This is a genomic window from Loktanella fryxellensis, assembly GCF_900110065.1.
In the GTDB taxonomy this organism is placed as follows: domain Bacteria; phylum Pseudomonadota; class Alphaproteobacteria; order Rhodobacterales; family Rhodobacteraceae; genus Loktanella; species Loktanella fryxellensis.
This window is the reverse complement of the sequence record NZ_FOCI01000013.1, coordinates 17493-33045: the sequence shown is the minus strand read 5'-3', so window position 1 is coordinate 33045 and position 15553 is coordinate 17493. Positions and strand designations below refer to the sequence as shown.

Annotated in this window: 19 protein-coding genes; 10 read left to right on the top strand and 9 right to left on the bottom strand. The window is 67.7% G+C overall.

Going from position 1 to position 15553, the window contains the following annotated elements:
* Positions 1-43 precede the first annotated feature (43 nt).
* From BMX16_RS11015 to BMX16_RS11005, 3 genes are read right to left on the bottom strand one after another with little or no spacing between them, the layout of a single operon-like run.
* Positions 44-385 carry a DUF2794 domain-containing protein gene (locus tag BMX16_RS11015; protein WP_089903173.1) on the bottom strand — a complete coding sequence of 114 codons (342 nt, stop codon included), beginning with the start codon at positions 383-385 and terminating at the stop codon, positions 44-46.
* A 40-nt stretch (positions 386-425) separates the two neighbouring features.
* Entirely contained in the window at positions 426-767 is a 342-nt protein-coding gene (locus BMX16_RS11010; RefSeq protein ID WP_089903170.1) for an I78 family peptidase inhibitor, read from the bottom strand.
* Positions 758-1030, bottom strand: a complete 273-nt coding sequence (locus BMX16_RS11005; RefSeq protein ID WP_089903166.1) for an I78 family peptidase inhibitor — start codon at positions 1028-1030, stop codon at positions 758-760. Before BMX16_RS11005 ends, BMX16_RS11010 begins: the two co-directional genes overlap by 10 nt.
* Before the next feature lie 108 nt (positions 1031-1138).
* On the opposite strand from BMX16_RS11005, the gene BMX16_RS11000 reads away from it, so the two are divergent.
* From BMX16_RS11000 to mbfA, 3 genes are all read left to right on the top strand, one after another.
* Positions 1139-2251 carry an S-(hydroxymethyl)glutathione dehydrogenase/class III alcohol dehydrogenase gene (locus BMX16_RS11000; protein ID WP_089903163.1) on the top strand — a complete coding sequence of 371 codons (1113 nt, stop codon included), beginning with the start codon at positions 1139-1141 and terminating at the stop codon, positions 2249-2251.
* 403 nt (positions 2252-2654) lie between these two features.
* Positions 2655-3416 (top strand): NYN domain-containing protein, encoded by a 762-nt coding sequence (locus BMX16_RS10995; protein ID WP_089903160.1) that lies wholly within the window; start codon positions 2655-2657, stop codon positions 3414-3416.
* 68 nt (positions 3417-3484) lie between these two features.
* Positions 3485-4456 carry an iron exporter MbfA gene (gene mbfA, locus BMX16_RS10990; protein WP_089903157.1) on the top strand — a complete coding sequence of 324 codons (972 nt, stop codon included), beginning with the start codon at positions 3485-3487 and terminating at the stop codon, positions 4454-4456.
* 142 nt (positions 4457-4598) lie between these two features.
* On the opposite strand, the gene BMX16_RS10985 is transcribed toward mbfA, so the two are convergent.
* Entirely contained in the window at positions 4599-5183 is a 585-nt protein-coding gene (locus tag BMX16_RS10985; protein ID WP_089903155.1) for a GNAT family N-acetyltransferase, read from the bottom strand.
* The gene (gene mobB / locus BMX16_RS10980; protein WP_089903152.1) at positions 5180-6589 is read right to left on the bottom strand and encodes a molybdopterin-guanine dinucleotide biosynthesis protein B; all 1410 of its coding nucleotides are present in this window, start codon (positions 6587-6589) and stop codon (positions 5180-5182) included. The genes BMX16_RS10985 and mobB overlap by 4 nt, the downstream gene beginning before the upstream one ends.
* Before the next feature lie 596 nt (positions 6590-7185).
* Here mobB and BMX16_RS10970 point away from each other — a divergent pair.
* Together BMX16_RS10970 and BMX16_RS10965 are read left to right on the top strand one after the other, a co-directional pair.
* A complete protein-coding gene (locus tag BMX16_RS10970) occupies positions 7186-7881 on the top strand; it encodes an AzlC family ABC transporter permease (RefSeq protein WP_089903146.1) in 696 nt (231 codons plus the stop codon).
* Complete coding sequence (locus BMX16_RS10965) at positions 7878-8219, top strand: AzlD domain-containing protein (RefSeq protein WP_089903143.1); 342 nt, start codon at positions 7878-7880, stop codon at positions 8217-8219. Before BMX16_RS10970 ends, BMX16_RS10965 begins: the two co-directional genes overlap by 4 nt.
* 13 nt (positions 8220-8232) lie before the next feature.
* Here the strand turns inward: BMX16_RS10965 and BMX16_RS10960 are convergent, their stop codons facing one another.
* The 3 genes from BMX16_RS10960 to BMX16_RS10950 all read right to left on the bottom strand — a co-directional run bounded on the left by BMX16_RS10960 (position 8233) and on the right by BMX16_RS10950 (position 10385).
* Positions 8233-8844: a hypothetical protein gene (locus BMX16_RS10960; RefSeq protein ID WP_342707818.1), complete on the bottom strand. Its 612-nt coding sequence runs from the start codon at positions 8842-8844 to the stop codon at positions 8233-8235.
* Positions 8844-8981: an aa3-type cytochrome c oxidase subunit IV gene (locus BMX16_RS10955; RefSeq protein WP_089903139.1), complete on the bottom strand. Its 138-nt coding sequence runs from the start codon at positions 8979-8981 to the stop codon at positions 8844-8846. The genes BMX16_RS10960 and BMX16_RS10955 overlap by 1 nt, the downstream gene beginning before the upstream one ends.
* A gap of 378 nt (positions 8982-9359) precedes the next feature.
* Positions 9360-10385: an MBL fold metallo-hydrolase gene (locus BMX16_RS10950; protein ID WP_089903393.1), complete on the bottom strand. Its 1026-nt coding sequence runs from the start codon at positions 10383-10385 to the stop codon at positions 9360-9362.
* A 369-nt stretch (positions 10386-10754) separates the two neighbouring features.
* Between BMX16_RS10950 and BMX16_RS10945 the strand changes: the two genes are divergently transcribed.
* Positions 10755-11291, top strand: coding sequence for a thermonuclease family protein (locus BMX16_RS10945; RefSeq protein ID WP_245731488.1), 537 nt, complete (start codon positions 10755-10757; stop codon positions 11289-11291).
* Here the strand turns inward: BMX16_RS10945 and BMX16_RS10940 are convergent.
* Positions 11288-12514 (bottom strand): multidrug effflux MFS transporter, encoded by a 1227-nt coding sequence (locus BMX16_RS10940; RefSeq protein ID WP_089903133.1) that lies wholly within the window; start codon positions 12512-12514, stop codon positions 11288-11290. The two genes, BMX16_RS10945 and BMX16_RS10940, sit on opposite strands and share 4 nt — an antisense overlap.
* Positions 12515-12783: 269 nt before the next feature.
* On the opposite strand from BMX16_RS10940, the gene BMX16_RS10935 reads away from it, so the two are divergent.
* From BMX16_RS10935 to BMX16_RS10925, 4 genes are all read left to right on the top strand, one after another.
* Positions 12784-14310: an acyl-CoA carboxylase subunit beta gene (locus tag BMX16_RS10935; protein WP_089903130.1), complete on the top strand. Its 1527-nt coding sequence runs from the start codon at positions 12784-12786 to the stop codon at positions 14308-14310.
* A gap of 85 nt (positions 14311-14395) precedes the next feature.
* Entirely contained in the window at positions 14396-14761 is a 366-nt protein-coding gene (locus tag BMX16_RS10930) for a DUF6497 family protein (protein ID WP_143058017.1), read from the top strand.
* Positions 14762-14957: 196 nt separating this feature from the next.
* On the top strand, positions 14958-15086 hold the full coding sequence (locus tag BMX16_RS18200; RefSeq protein WP_281242596.1) for a hypothetical protein: 129 nt from the start codon (positions 14958-14960) through the stop codon (positions 15084-15086).
* A 30-nt stretch (positions 15087-15116) separates the two neighbouring features.
* On the top strand, positions 15117-15461 hold the full coding sequence (locus BMX16_RS10925) for a hypothetical protein (RefSeq protein ID WP_089903390.1): 345 nt from the start codon (positions 15117-15119) through the stop codon (positions 15459-15461).
* The last annotated feature ends 92 nt before the right edge of the window (positions 15462-15553 follow it).

The window sequence follows — 15553 nt, the reverse complement described above, 5'->3', positions numbered from 1 at the left end:
GGCGTTGTATGACGGCGTCGTTGAACGGGTCCAGACGCCGCCCTTAGTCCACGGAGCGGATCAGCTTGCGGTCCAGAACCCGCAGCACGGCGGGCAGGTCGTTGCCGCGTTTCAGGATCTGGCCGTCCATCGCCACGACCGCATACTGCCCTTGTTTCAGGCGCAGCTTGGGCCGCTTTTCAATCCGGTAAATCGGGTTTTCGGCCGTCCGGCGGAACACGCTGAACACCGCGAGGTCGCGCAAGCTCGAAATGCCGTAGTCGCGCCATTCGCCCGCCGCGACCATCCGGCCATAAAGCGTCAGGATCGGCCCGAGTTCGGTCCGGTGGAACGACACGCGGTCGTCCGGGCCCGCGATGAACGGGGGTGGGGTCAGAAGTGTCATGTGACAGACTTGCGCACCGGATCGGCACAAATCAAGGGGATCAGCCGCAGGTGATGGCGGTGATGCGGTTGTCGGCCCCGATGATGAAATTGATGCGGTCCGGGATGAAATCCTGTGCGGCGATGCCACCCGGCCGCAACACCTGCACCGGCGCCATGATGAGCACCCGTTCCAGAACAGTCGCATCCTTGCCCAAAAGGCTGGCGTGTCGGCCGGCCCCGCAGGAGTTTTCGACGCCCGGACCTGTCGGCACGGTCCCTGCCGCGACGGGTTGTGCGCCCGGTGCCGCGGGCGGCGGGGACGGGACGGCAGCGCCGCAGGCGGCCAAGGCCAGCGGGGCCAGCCAGATCAGCCGCCCCCTGTGTCGTCCGGTCAGCCGCATGTCACGCTGGTGATGAGGCCCGCCTCGTCCACGCGGATGTTCAGGCGGTCGGGGGCGAAATCCATCGTCACCATGTCGCCGGGCTGTGTCACGCGCATGTTCAGGCCGACCGGCAGCGTCGTCGCTGCCAGCGAAAGGCCGACGAGGTCGGCATAATCCGCCGCACCGCAGGTATCCGGGCCACCGGGTGCGGGGATGGGGGTGGTGCCCGGTACGGGCGTGCAGGCCGCCAGCAGCGGCAGGATCAGGATAAGGTGTTTCATGCGGCGATGATTGCGCCGGGGCCGGTCGCTTGGCAAGCCACCGCCTTGCACTCGGGTCGGATTTCGCCGAACCTGCACGGGACATTTTCCCCCTCGAAAGGCGATCCCATGCGAACCCGTGCAGCCGTGGCCCTGAAGGCCGGCCAGCCCCTCGAAATCATGGAAGTGAACCTCGATGGTCCCCGCGCAGGCGAGGTGCTGGTGGAGATCAAGGCAACCGGCCTGTGCCACACCGACGCCTTCACCCTGTCCGGCGACGATCCCGAAGGCGCGTTTCCCGCGATCCTTGGTCACGAGGGCGCAGGCGTGGTGCTGGAGGTGGGCGAGGGCGTCACCAGTCTGAAGCCCGGCGATCACGTCATCCCGCTCTATACCCCCGAATGCCGCGAGTGCGAGTATTGCCTGCACCCCAAGACGAACCTGTGCCAGAAGATCCGCACGACCCAGGGCCGCGGCGTGATGCCCGACGGGACCTCGCGCTTCTCGATGCTCGATGGGACGCCGATCCTGCATTACATGGGCTGCTCGACCTTTGCCAACCACACGGTCCTGCCGGAGATCGCGCTGGCCAAGATCCGGCCCGACGCGCCGTTCGACAAGGTCTGCTACATCGGCTGCGGCGTCACGACCGGCATCGGTGCGGTGATCAACACGGCCAAGGCGGAATACGGCTGCCGCGCCATCGTGTTCGGTCTGGGCGGGATTGGCCTGAACGTCATTCAGGGTCTGCGCATGGCGGGGGCCAGCCAGATCGTGGGCGTGGACATCAACCCCGAGCGGGTGACCATGGGCAAGCGGTTCGGCATGACCGATTTCGTCAACCCCAAGGAGGTGACCGGCGATCTGGTCGGGCATCTGGTGGAACTGACGCGCGGCGGGGCGGACTATACCTTTGACGCGACGGGCAACGTGAACGTCATGCGCACGGCACTGGAATCGGCCCACAAGGGCTGGGGCGAAAGCATCATCATCGGCGTGGCCCCCGCAGGTGCCGAGATCAGCACGCGACCGTTCCAGCTTGTCACCGGGCGGTCGTGGCGCGGCACCGCGTTCGGCGGTGCCCGTGGGCGCACCGACGTGCCCAAGATCGTGGACTGGTACATGCAGGGCAAGATCGAGATCGATCCGATGATCACCCACACCATGCCGCTGGAGGACATTAACAAGGGGTTCGACCTGATGCACCACGGCGAGAGCATCCGGGGTGTGGTGATCTACTGACCGCATGCGATGCAATCCCGGGGGGCCAGCCCCCCGACCCCCGGGATATTTCCGACCAGAAGAACGGGGGACGGCGGCGACTGGGGTGTTGGGCGGCGGCGGGGCCGCGGTCGACTGGTTGGCGGTGGGGCGAGGTGGCAAGGGGCGATGTGCCGGTGGCGCAGCATTCGGAAGCTGCGGCGTCCGGGTGTTGCAGCGTCCGGCCATTGCAGGGTTTGCGGGTTGCAGCGTGCGAGGGGCCAGCCCCCGACCCCCGGAATATTTGCGTTCAGAAGAACGGGGCACGGCGGCGGGCGATGCGGGTGGATCGCCTTTGTGCGGCCATCGCCTCGTGGACCGCGCCGGGGTGGCGTGGAGGCGAGGTCTGCGGTAGAGCCGGTGAAACCGCAAAGGACACCGCCCCATGCCCGAACGTCGCCCGCTGCTGGCCGTGCTGATCGATGCCGACAACACCAGCCCCAAGTTCGCCGCCGCCATCTTCGAGGAGATCGCGAGTTTCGGCGAGGCGTCGGTGCGGCGGATCTACGGTGATTTCGCCTCGCCGCAACTGGGGGGGTGGAACCGCATCCTGCTGGAGCACGGGCTGAACCCGCAGCAGTCACCCGCCTATACCACCGGCAAGAACAGCAGCGACATAGCACTCGTGATCGACGCGATGGACCTGCTCCACACCGGGCGGTTCGCAGGCTTCGTGCTGGTCAGCTCGGACAGCGACTTCACCTCTCTGGCCAGCCGCATCCGCGAACAGGGTCTGGATGTCTATGGCATCGGGCAGAAGAAGACGCCGGACGCCTTCCGGCGGGCCTGCAAGCGGTTCATCTTCGTCGAGAACCTGGGCGGCGATCTGGTCGAGGTGGCGCCGGCCGCGCCCACGGGCGGTGCCGAGGTCGCGCCGGCACGCGCGCCGGTGGTGCCCGAGGCCAACACCAAGGAGCAGCCGAGCAAGGTGGTGCCGCTGGTGATTTCTGCCATGAACAGCATCGATCCCGACGGCGACTGGTATTCCATGGGGCAGCTGGGACAATACCTGGTCAGTGCGAACCCGGAGTTCGATCCGCGCACCTATGGCAGCGCCAAGCTGAGCGATCTGCTGCGCAAGACCGGGCGGTTTCAGGTGACGCAGCGGGCGGGCAGCAACCATCTGGACGTGCGTCGACTGGACTGACGCCACGCGGACTTGCGCAGCGGCACGAACGGCGTAACTAGGAATCATTCTAAGTCAGGAGCCGCGCCATGATTCCAGGGTTTGCAAGCCGTCGCCGCTTTGCCGATCTGTCCGAGCAGGAGGTTCTGGCGCTGGCGATCTCGTCGGAGGAGGACGATGGGCGCATCTATCGCAGCTATGCGCAGATGCTGCGCAGCGATTATCCGGCCAGTGCCGCGCTGTTCGACGGCATGGCGGTGGAGGAGGATCAGCACCGCATCCGCCTGATCGACCTGCACCGGGCGCGCTTCGGCGACGTGATCCCCCTGATCCGGCGCGAGCATGTGTCGGGCTTTTACGCGCGCAACCCCGTCTGGCTGACCGCCAATCTGGGGCTCGAGAAGATCCGCGCCGCCGCAGGCCAGATGGAGCGTGACGCGGCGCAGTTCTATCACCGCGCGGCGCAGGCCACATCGGATGCCGCCTCGCGGGCGTTGCTGGGCGATCTGGCACGGGCCGAGGCAGGTCATGTGGCCACCGCCGATGCGCTGACGGCAGGGGTGCAGGCGGCGGGAACGGGCGAAGCGGAGGCGGCGCATCGGCAGTTCGTGCTGACGTGGGTGCATCCGGGGCTGGCGGGGTTGATGGACGGATCGGTCAGCACGCTGGCGCCGATCTTTGCCACCGCATTCGCGACGCAGGACACGCACACGACGCTGCTGGTGGGGCTCGCGGCCAGCATCGGGGCGGGCATCTCGATGGGGTTCACGGAGGCGGCGTCGGACGACGGCGCGATCTCTGGCCGCGGGTCGCCGGTCAAGCGCGGCATTGCGGCCGGGGTCATGACCACGGTGGGCGGCCTTGGCCATGCGCTGCCTTATCTGATCCCGGATTTCTGGACGGCGACGGTGATCGCCATGATCGTGGTCTTCGTCGAGTTGTGGGCAATCGCGTGGATCCAGAACCGCTACATGCAGACGCCGTTCCTGCGGGCGGCGTTTCAGGTCGTGGTGGGCGGGGCGCTGGTGTTCGCGGCGGGCGCGCTGATCGGGGCCGGGTAGCGACCGTCGCGGGGCGCTGCCCCGCACCCCGGGATATTTGCGACCAGAAGAACGGGGGACCGGGGGGCGTGGCCGGGCGCTGTTCGTGGGCAGAGGTCGCCGGTGCAGGACGAGGCGGGACGACGATGGCCCGTCACGCCAGTCAGGTGGGGCGCGTCATCGTGATCGTGTGGCGGTAGCCGAAGATGTGACGCAGCGGGCCGATGGGGGTGGTCTTGACCGCGCGGAAACCAAGGCGCGCATAAAGGGCCTGCGCGCGGGGGTTGGTGTCGATCACGTCGAGGCGCAGCGCGGGATAGTGGCGGCGGTGCGCCTCTGCCGCGAGGGCTGCGATCAGGGCGGTGCCGATGCCCTGACCGCGGGCATGGGCGGCAACGGCGAGGCCGTCGGTCAGCAGGCACGTGGTTTCCGTATCGCGCGCCAGCAAATTAAGCAGCCCCGTGCGCCACAGCGCACCCGGCCAGCCATAGCTGGCGGCCATGACGGGAAGGCAGCCCGCGACGAAGGCGCTGCGGTGGGTCTTGAAGCCGATCACGCCCACGAGGCGGTCCTGCGCATCGGTGGCCGCGATCACGTGGCTGGGGTCGATGGCGGCTGCGACGAAGTCCAGCGCACGGGCGGATGGGCCGAGGACGGGGCCGAGCTTGGCACCGAACGCTTCCCAATAGAGGGCGGCGGCGGCGGCGCGTTGCGCCTCGGTCAGGCCGATGGCGATCCGGACGGTCATCGGCGGGCGAGCGCGTCGGTCAGGGTCGCGGTGTGGCCGAGGCCGAGCACCCACCCCTCGGACGAGGGGGCGATCGCAAGCAATTCTGTCCATTGGTCCTGCGTGAGGGCGGACAGGGCGCGGGCATAGAGCGAGACCTGCGCCGCGTCGCGGATCGGGTGATCGGTCAGCCACGCCTTTGGCAGCAGCGAGAAATAGGTTTCGGCCAGCACGAGGGGGGTGTCGGCGGGCTGGAACGGCCAGACGGACAGGGCGGCGCCGAAGTGGTGGCGCAGGCGCGACAGCATCGGCAGCCCCATGATGACCTGGCTGCCGACGGCTCCGGCGCCCGAAAGTTGCCAGGGCGAGAAGGCGCCCTTGGCTGCCATGTCGGTGGCGCGGTGTTCCGGCAAGCCGTGCGCAGTGCGGTCCAGCCCCTTGCGCGGCAGGTGATCCACGTCGTGATGCGGGCGGCCGTTGCCCCAGAACGGGCCGATCCCCGGAAAGCGGGCGTTGATCTGTCCGGCAAGGGCGAAACGGTTGTTGGCGGTGGGGGTGTCGGTGACCCGGGCGGCGAACCAGTCCCACAGCGCGAGGGGATCGTCGCTGCCGGTCAGTACAGTTCCGAAGCCTGAGGGATAGCCGAAGCACAGGTCGAACACCGCCAGCGTGCGGCGGCCCGCGGCCTGCTCAGTGGCGAGGGTCGCGGTGAGCCAGCCTTCGGCCACTTGCCGGTTGCGGTGATAGGCGGGTGTCTCGGCGACGCCTGCCCGCGCGATGCAGGTCCAGATCGCGTCAGGCTTGGGGGTGGGCCCCTTGTCGTTGCCACCGGACCAGTCCACCGCGATCACCGTGTCGAACGGTTGGGCGGGGGATGGTGGTACGGTCGCGGGTTGCGGACGCGGCAGATCGCCCGTTTGGAGAGGGGCCGTTTGCAGCAGGCCCGTCTGCGACAGGATGAGGTCGGCGATGGCGGCGGTGTCGTCGAGCGGCAATTGCAGCCTGTCCGTCCGCACGGGCGTGTCGCAGGCTATGGCCACGATCGTGGGATCGTCCGGTGCGATCAGGGCGTGGCCGGCGGCGCTGCGGTGCACCTCGATCTTGGGGTGGGGGTCGCGTTTGTAGCCTTCGACCAGCACCAGATCGACGGCGGCGAGCTGTGTCAGCAGCGTCGCGAGCGACGGTTCGGCGGCGCCGCGCAGTTCGGTCATCAGCGCCCACCGGGTGGGGGTGGACAGGATCACCTGCGACGCACCCGCCGCGCGGTGACGGTGGCTGTCCTTGCCGGGGTGGTCGATGTCGGCGTCGTGGTGGGCGTGCTTGACAGTCGACACGGTCAGGCCACGCGCGACGATCTCTTGCACGAGGCGTTCCATCAGGGTGGTCTTGCCCGCGTTCTTGAAGCCGGTGATGCCGAAGATCTTCATGCGGAAGACGGGCCTTGTTGGCGATGCAGGATCGGGAGGGTACGCAGCGAAAGACCGCCGCTGACAGGGGCCGATCCCGACCGAGGCATCACATGAAACCGGGTGGCGAAGTCTGTGCTGTCCGGCGCTTCGGTCGACGTGAGCCAGACAAGCGGCGCCGGTGGGCGCGACGGGGTCCACCTGTGCCGGACGAGGTGCATTGGCGTCAGGGTGGAGGGGGCGCTGCCCCCGCGGCTGCGCCGCCCCCCGGGATATTTGGGACCAGAAGAAGCCGGGGAACGTGTCGTGCGATGCTGCCGTGGGGAAGTGGCGAGGTCCTGTGTGGCGACCTGTGTCGGCTGTGGCAGCCGGGCGGGCCGCTGGTCGGGGTATGCGACGGGGGCGGGGGTCGCGATGGGGGCGGGGGTCGCGATGGGGGCGGGGGGCGCGATGGAGGCGGGGAGCGCGATGGAGGCGGGGAGCGCGATGGAGGCGGCCGTTTCGCGCGGGGCAGGGGTGCCGCGGTGGGCGTCGTCGGGGCATGAGGTGGCCAATTGTCAATCCTGTGCGCGGGGGATAGGTCAGCCGGGTCACGCCACCGAAACTAGGCCATCGCCATGCCCGCTGCCACCTCGAAATCCGTTTATTGGCAAGGTGTGCGGGCGGGTGGTCCCTTCATCCTCGTGGTCGTGCCGTTTTCGCTGCTGTTCGGCGTGGCTGCGACCGAAGCGGGGTTGACGCTGGCGCAGGCGATGGGTTTTTCCGTGCTGGTGATCGCGGGTGGATCGCAGTTCGCAGCGTTGCAGATGATGGTGGATCAGGCGGGCATCGCGCTGGTGTTGCTGGCGGCGCTTGCGGTGAACCTGCGGATGGCGATGTATTCTGCGTCTCTGGCGCCCTATCTGGGGACGGCACCGCTGTGGCAACGCGCCGTCGTGGCCTATACGCTGTTCGACCAGACCTATCTGGCCAGCATCACCGCCTATGACGCACAGCCGGCGATGAGCATCCGTGACCGGTTCGACTATTTCATGGGGGTCGCCACGCCGATCACGCCGGTGTGGTGCGCGATGACGGCGGTGGGTGCGCTGGCGGGGACCGCGATCCCGCCCGCGGCGGCGCTGGATTTCGCGCTGCCGATCACGTTCCTGGCGATGGTGGCGCCGATGCTGCGGTCGTTGCCGCATCTGGCCGCGGCGGGCACGTCTGCGGTCGTGGCATTGGTGCTGAACGGATTGCCCGCGGGCACCGGCCTGCTGATCGCGTCCGCCTGCGCCATGGCCGTGGGTGTGCTGGTGGAGAAGCGGACATGACCGGGTATGGCACGGGCGAGATCTGGGCGATCATCGCGATCCTGGCCGTCGGGACGTTTCTGATCCGGTTTTCGTTCGTCGGGCTGATCGGCAATCGCCCGATGCCCGATCTGGTGATGCGGCTGCTGCGCTATACGCCCGTGGCGGTGTTGCCGGGGCTGGTCGCGCCGCTGGTGCTGTGGCCTGCGGCCACGGGCGGTGATCCCGACGCGGTGCGCCTGATCGCGGCGGGTGTGGCGCTGGCGGTGGGCCTGTGGACGCGGGCGGTGATCTGGTCGATCGTCGCGGGGTTCATGGCCCTCTATGCCGGGCTCGGCGTCGCGGCGCTGTTGGGTTAGCGCAGCTGCTGCACTAGCGCAGCTGCATCGCGATTTCGGCCAGCGCGAGGGCCTTGTTGTCGGGATCATCCTCGCGCCAGGTGCGTTCCGTCACGCCGGGCAGGCGGCCGAAGCCGGTGGCGAGGGCATTGGGAAACAGCGTCTGCGGCACGCTGCCGAAGCCCGGCAGCTGGCGCAGCAGCCGCGATGTCGCGCGGGCGCAGAACGACTGCGCCACGGGGCCGTTGGCCAAGGCCAGGCTGGCCGCCTGTTCGGCCACCGCATCGCCGACGGTCACGGTCTGCTGGAGCACGTAGAACGTCTCGCGCGCGTGATAGCTGATGTAGTAGGCCTCGACCTCCGGCGTGACGCCGAACAGGACGTCGTTGCGTTCCGCGATGGTGGAATGGCGGAAACTGCCGGCGGGATCGAAGATGATCCGCTGGCTGGGCGCGTCGATCAGCAGGCTGCTGTGGGCGCCGCCGTCGCTGGATGTGTTGCGCATGGTGAACAGCGACAGCACCCGCGGGCCGGGGCCGGCATAGCGGTTCTGCGCAATCATCTCAGGCGGAGATGAGGTCTGCGGCGCGCTGCAGCCTGCCGCGACCAGCGGCAGACCCAGCAACACCGCGCGTCGAGAGATCATCAGGCGCCGACGAGCGCGAGGAAGATCAGGAACACGATGATGGCGATGGTGCCGCGGGACACGAACCAGATGAAGCTGTCGTAGGTCTTTTCCTGCTCCGTCGTGTCCATCTCGCCGTGGGTGTGGTGGTCTGCCATGGGGTATCCTTTCGCGCGGGCTTGGCGACCTGTTAGACCATTGCGCATGGCCTGTCACGCCCAAGCGGAGGGTGCCCGCCGTCACGTCTGCGCCAGTGCAGGGTGCGACACGGCGGCGCGCCGCGCGTCGATGCAATCCCCGTCGGATGCCGTGCAGCGGTCGCGGGGCGCGACCACATCGGCGACTGCTCCGGTCCGCGACAGGATCGCTGCCCCCCTGCCGGATGGCTGCGCAGAACGCTGCGGTCGTCGGTATCCGGCTTGCCGGGTTTGTCCTGCACCTGACCGATGACACCGCGCTTGCCCGGATCGTGGGGCGACGCCCCCGGCGCAGGCGGCGGCATTACTACACCATGCCGTCCTGCAGGTCAGGCGGCGTCACCGGATCGCCTGAAAAGTCCATGCGTTGTCCGGCCCCAGCGTGCGGGTCGCGCGGCCTGTGCGGTGAAGGTGGTTCAGGTGGGCCACCGCCTCGACCAGGGCCAGACCGTAGGTGTCGGCGCCGATGGGGCGTTTGAACAGCGGGGCAAAGCAGTCGCCGGCAGCGCGTGGCACGTCCAGGTGCAGCGCAAGCCGGTCGAGGGCTGCGTGGTGGTTGTCGATCATCTGTATCAGCCGCTGCGGCAGGCCGGTGTAAGGCAACTTGTGACCGCCTAGGATCAGCTGATCGGCACGGGCGTGGGACTGGAACCGGGTACAACTGGCGATCCAGTCGCCCACCGGGTCGGCGTCTGGTTCCGTCGGATAGACGCCGAGGTTGGGGCTAATCGACAGCAGAAGCTGATCGCCGCCGATCACCAGATCGTCGTCGCGCGACCAGAACGTGGCGTGTTCCGGCGCATGACCGTCGCCCATGCGGATGTCCCAGGTGCGCCCGCCCATGCGGATCGTGTCGCCTTCGCACAGGCGGTTAAAGCCCAGCGGCATGGGATGCACGCAGTCGGCAAAGTTGAAGGGCCGCGCGGTGCGCCGCTGGTCGAGGATGGCCGCATCCATGCCGGCGCGCTGCCAGAAGGCGATCTGGGCAGGGGTCGCCGTCGCCTGCACGTCCAGCGTCAGCATCCGGGCCATCAGCCAGGCGGTGCGCGACATCCACAGCGCGGCACCCTGTGCCACGAACCAGCCCGCCAGCCCGACGTGGTCGGGGTGGTGGTGGGTGACGATCAGCCGGGTCACCGGCCGCCCGGCCAAGGGACCCGCCAGCAGGGTCTGCCATGCCGCGCGTGTGGCGGGCGTGTCGAAGCCGGTGTCGATCAGGGTCCAGCCGCAGCCATCGTCCAGCGCATAGACGTTGACGTGGTCGAGGGCCATTGGCAGCGCCATGCGCATCCACAGCACGCCGGGGGCGACTGTCACGGCGCAACCGGGGGCGGGCGGGTCGGCGAATGGGGTGCGGATCGTCATGGGGCAGACCTGACGCAAGATCACGGGCGGGTAAAGTCATGCCTCACGTCAGGTCCGGCGCTGTCCGGCGCTGTCGGCAGCCGTGCAACCGAGGCGCCCCGCCCACCGTCCCCGGCGGTGTGCCAGCCGTTAGCGATTCGGCGATGGCGCAGCGAACTGCACGCGGTCGGCGTGGCAGGCATCCGGCAATAGATGCAAATCTGCGCCATGCAAGTGACACTCAGCCCTTTCCTTGCCACATTTCGCCATCATCTTGGGGTCATGCATCGGTTCTTAATCATTTGTTTACTAATTTCTGGATCTGCCCTTCAGGCCGAGATCCGGGGTCCGGCGCGTGTCGTCGACGGCGACACCCTGCAGATCGCCGACGTGACGATCCGCATGCACGGCATCGATGCGCCTGAATCCGCACAACTGTGCCTGACGCCACATGGCGACACCCTGGCCTGCGGCGACGTCGCCAGCGCCGCGCTGCGGGCGATGACGGACGGTCACGACTTGGCCTGCACCGCGGTCGACGTGGACCGCTATGGCCGGACCGTGGCCCAGTGCCGGACCGTGGACGGCGATCTGGGGCGGCGCATGGTGGCGGCAGGCTATGCGCTGGCCTACCGCCGCTACAGCACGGCCTATGTCGGCGAAGAGGATCGCGCACGTGCCAGCCGGGCAGGCCTGTGGGCGACCGAGATGCAGGACCCCGCCGCAGTGCGCGCAGCCGGTGCAGCGACCGACGCCACACCCGGATCATGCGCGATCAAGGGCAACATCAGCGGCAATGGCCGGATCTATCACAGTCCCGGTCAGGCCTTTTACGACGACACGCAGATCGACGTGGACCGAGGCGAGCGGTGGTTCTGCTCGCCGCAGGAGGCTGTGGCGGCAGGCTGGCGACCGGCCCGCCGCTAGGCTTTCCTGCGCCGTGCAAGCTGGCGGCTGCGCCACAGGACGACCATGATCGACGCAAGGCCCAGCACCATGCTGACCAGCATCAGCGCCTGCAGGGCCACGGTTCCGCTTTCGACATCCAGCAACGTGCCGGCGAACTGCGACAGGGCCGCACCGCCGCCGATCATCAAGGCCCCGCCCAGACCGCTGGCCGTACCCGCCAGATGGGGTCGCACGCTGAGCAGGCCCGCCGTGGCATTGGGCAGGGTCAGCCCGTTGCCAAGGCCAAGGCAGGTGCTGAAGCCGAAGAAGAGCCAGGCCGAATTGTAGCCTGCCACCGACAGGGCCAGCGACACGGCCAGCCCCGCGATGCCGATGATGCATCCCACGACGGTCATGCGGTCGATGCCGTAGCGGACCGCGTAGCGTCCGGTCAGGAAGTTGCCCAGCGCATAGCCGATCGCCGGCGCGCCCAGTGCCGCACCGGTCAGCATCGGCGACAGCCCATAGATCGTGTCGGCGACGAAGGCCGCCCCGCCGAGGAAGGCAAAAAACGACCCCGAGGCGAAGGCCGCGCACAGCGCATAGCCCCAGAACCGGGGCGCGCGCAGCAGGTCGGGATAGCCCTTGAGCTGATCCGCGAAGGTGATGCCGCCGGGCTGGCCCGTCTCGCCCTGATCGAACAGGACGAAGACGAACACCAGCGCCCCCGCCAGCGACAGGAACACGAAGGACGACTGCCAGCCGAACGCCTGATCGAGGATGCCCCCGATGGTCGGGCCGATCATCGGGATCACCGCCATGCCCATCGTGACGTAGCCGATCTTGGACGCGCTCTCGTCCGGTGGATAGATGTCGCGCACGATGGCCCGGCTTAGGACGATGCCGGTCGCCACGACAGCCTGCAGGATGCGGAAGCCGAGGAAGGCCGCGATGCTGGTGCTGAACAGCGCGCCGATGGTGGCCGCGATGAACACGACCAGCGATACCAGCATCAGACGCCTGCGCCCGAACCGGTCCGACAGCGGCCCCACGATGATCTGCAGCACCGCCGTTGCCGCGAGATAGCCGGACACGGCGAACTGCATCGTGGCATAGTCGGTCTGAAAGAAGTCCGCCATGCGCGTCAGCGACGGCAGGAAGATCGACATGTTCAGCGCCGGAATCCCCGCAAGCAGCACGAGGGTGGCGACATGCGGCGGCGTGGTGCGGTCGAAGAACCGGATCTGGGGGGCTGTTGTCATCGGCGCACGCTACGGGCCGCAGCGGCGGTGTCCATCGGCCATAATTGCCCGGTGACCTGTGCAATTTGGCACCGATCTGCCGGCAGGGGGCCCAGCGCCGCGGTTGCGCTAACGATCACCGTGCCGGCCAAGGCGCGGACAGGCTTGGAAAACTTGTTGACAAGACAGTGGGGAATTTCGCGCATTCGGCCTTCACCTGCACCGATGCCACACCTATGATCCCCGCAAAAGGCCCACCGCCGCGCGGCAGGGCACCGGGGGGAGGCACCATGAAGGATCATCTGGACGCACTGGCGGCCCGTCAGGCCGATGCGCAACTGGGCGGCGGTCAGGCACGGATCGACGCGCAGCACGCCAAGGGCAAGCTGACCGCACGCGAACGCATCGACCTGCTGCTGGACGCGGGCAGTTTCGAGGAATTCGACGCCTTCGTCACGCATCGCGCCATCGACTTCGGGATGCAGGACAGCACGCCGCTGGGCGACGGGGTGGTGACGGGCTGGGGCACCGTCAACGGTCGCATGGTCTATGTGTTTTCGCAGGATTTCACCGTGTTCGGCGGATCGCTGTCGGAAACCCACGCGCAGAAGATCTGCAAGATCATGGACATGGCGATGCAGAACGGCGCGCCTGTCATCGGCATCAACGATTCCGGCGGTGCGCGGATTCAGGAGGGCGTCGCGTCACTGGCGGGCTATGCCGAGGTGTTCCAGCGCAACATCATGGCGTCGGGCGTGGTGCCGCAGATCAGCCTGATCATGGGGCCCTGCGCGGGTGGTGCGGTCTATTCGCCCGCCATGACCGACTTCATCTTCATGGTGCGCGACACGTCCTACATGTTCGTCACGGGGCCCGACGTGGTGAAGACCGTCACGAACGAAGTCGTCACCGCCGAGGAGTTGGGCGGTGCCACCACGCACACCAGGAAATCCAGCGTGGCCGACGGCGCGTTCGACAACGACGTGGAGGCGCTGGCCGAGTGTCGCCGCCTGATCGACTTTTTGCCGCTAAACAACCGCAAGACGGTGCCGACGCGGCCCTTCTTCGACGACGTGAACCGGGTGTGCGACAGCCTCGACACGCTGATACCCGACAACGCCAACACGCCCTACGACATGAAGGAACTGATCCTGTCACTGGCGGACGAGGGCGACTTCTACGAGATTCAGGCGGATTTCGCGCGCAACATCCTGACCGGGTTCGTGCGGATGGGCGGTTCGACCGTGGGTGTCGTGGCGAACCAGCCGATGGTGCTTGCGGGCTGCCTCGACATCGAAAGCTCGCGCAAGGCCGCAAGGTTCGTGCGGTTCTGCGACGCTTTCGAGATCCCGATCCTGACGCTGGTGGATGTGCCGGGCTTCCTGCCGGGCACGTCACAGGAATACGGCGGCGTTATCAAGCATGGTGCGAAGCTGCTGTTCGCCTATGGCGAGGCGACGGTGCCGAAGGTCACGGTCATCACCCGCAAGGCTTACGGCGGGGCATACGACGTGATGGCGTCCAAGCACCTGCGCGGCGATTTCAACTATGCCTGGCCCACGGCGGAGATCGCGGTGATGGGGGCCAAGGGCGCGACCGAGATCATCCACCGCGGCAAGAGTGCCGACGACATTGCGGCGCTGACGCGGGAATACGAGGACCGTTTCGCCAATCCCTTCGTCGCGGCCAGCAAGGGGTTCATCGACGAGGTGATCCTGCCCCGCTCGACCCGCGCCCGCGTCTGTCGCGCCTTCGCAAGCCTGCGCGGCAAGTCGTTGCAGAACCCGTGGAAGAAGCATGACAACATTCCGCTGTGACGCCGCAGACCGTGCCAGGGGGCCAGCCCCCCGGAGTATTTTCGGCAAGATGATGCGGGCCTGCGCGGTGCAGGTCTTGTGCGTCATGGTTGTCGTCGGCGCTGCGGGTCCACTGGTGGCCCAGCAGATCGACGTGCCCTCCGGCCTGTCGGTTGCCTTGGACGACGTGATCCTGGAAGCGGAGGCGCAGACGGCGCGGTTCCGGTTCATCGCACCCGCGATTGCCGAAGGGCCGGACGCCGTCACATTCGGCGACGTGGTGGACGACCTGCAATATCTGTGCGACGCGGTCATCGTGCCTGCACTGCAGAGCCAAGGCTGGACCAGCGGCGACGTGGTGATGTCCCTGTCGGACCAGCCCGTCGATTTTGGCGAATACGACCCCGCGGTGACGCAGTTCTTTCAGCCATTTCGGCTGCAGGACGCCGCCTGCATCTGGGAGGATTTCTGATGGGTGACGATCAAGTGGCGGCGATCCGCCGCGTCTTCGGTGCAATCCTGCCACGCTGCGGCGCGGCACGTCGCAGCCGTCTGGCGCTGTCGGATTTCGCTGATATGCATGACGCGGGGACAATGAACCGTGCGCCCCGGCACATCATGCGGACCTGCGATCAACGCAGGCCACATCAGGCAGGCAGATCAGGCACATGTCGAACGGAATCAAGATTTTCAGCGTCCTCGCCCTCATGGCGGTCATCGCCGTCAGCGGGTCGCGCGGTCAGGCCCAACTCAACCCCACGGCCACCGATGCCGCCGGGATCGCAGCGATCCACTGACATCGCGTCAGTCATTGGGGGGGCCGCATGATGGAGAAGCATCGCGGCTTTCCGGGGCGGTTGACCGGCACCGACTATCAGTTCGTGATCCGGCACGCCCACAAGGACGGCGCCACCAAACTGGTCGCGCGCGAACGCTATGCCGACCGCAGGCCCGCAGACCGCAAGGCGGATGCGGGCTTCATGCTGGCGCTGTGGCAGCACTTCGGCGAAGAGCCCTTCGTGCGCGGCAACCTCGACGCTGGGCGGCTGAGCTGGCTGTTCGGACGCGAGGTGGTCGCGGCGGAGGATCCCTTCGATCCCGAAAGCTATGACGCGCTGCTGCGAATCGACGCCGCGCGCGCGCAGATGAGCTTTCCCGAGATCTTTGCATGACCGTCGCCCGCGGGCAGATCGCGGTCCCCGCGGGGGACCAGATCGCAGGTCGCGCGGACCGGCGCGCTGCTGCCTGCGGATGCGGACCGCTG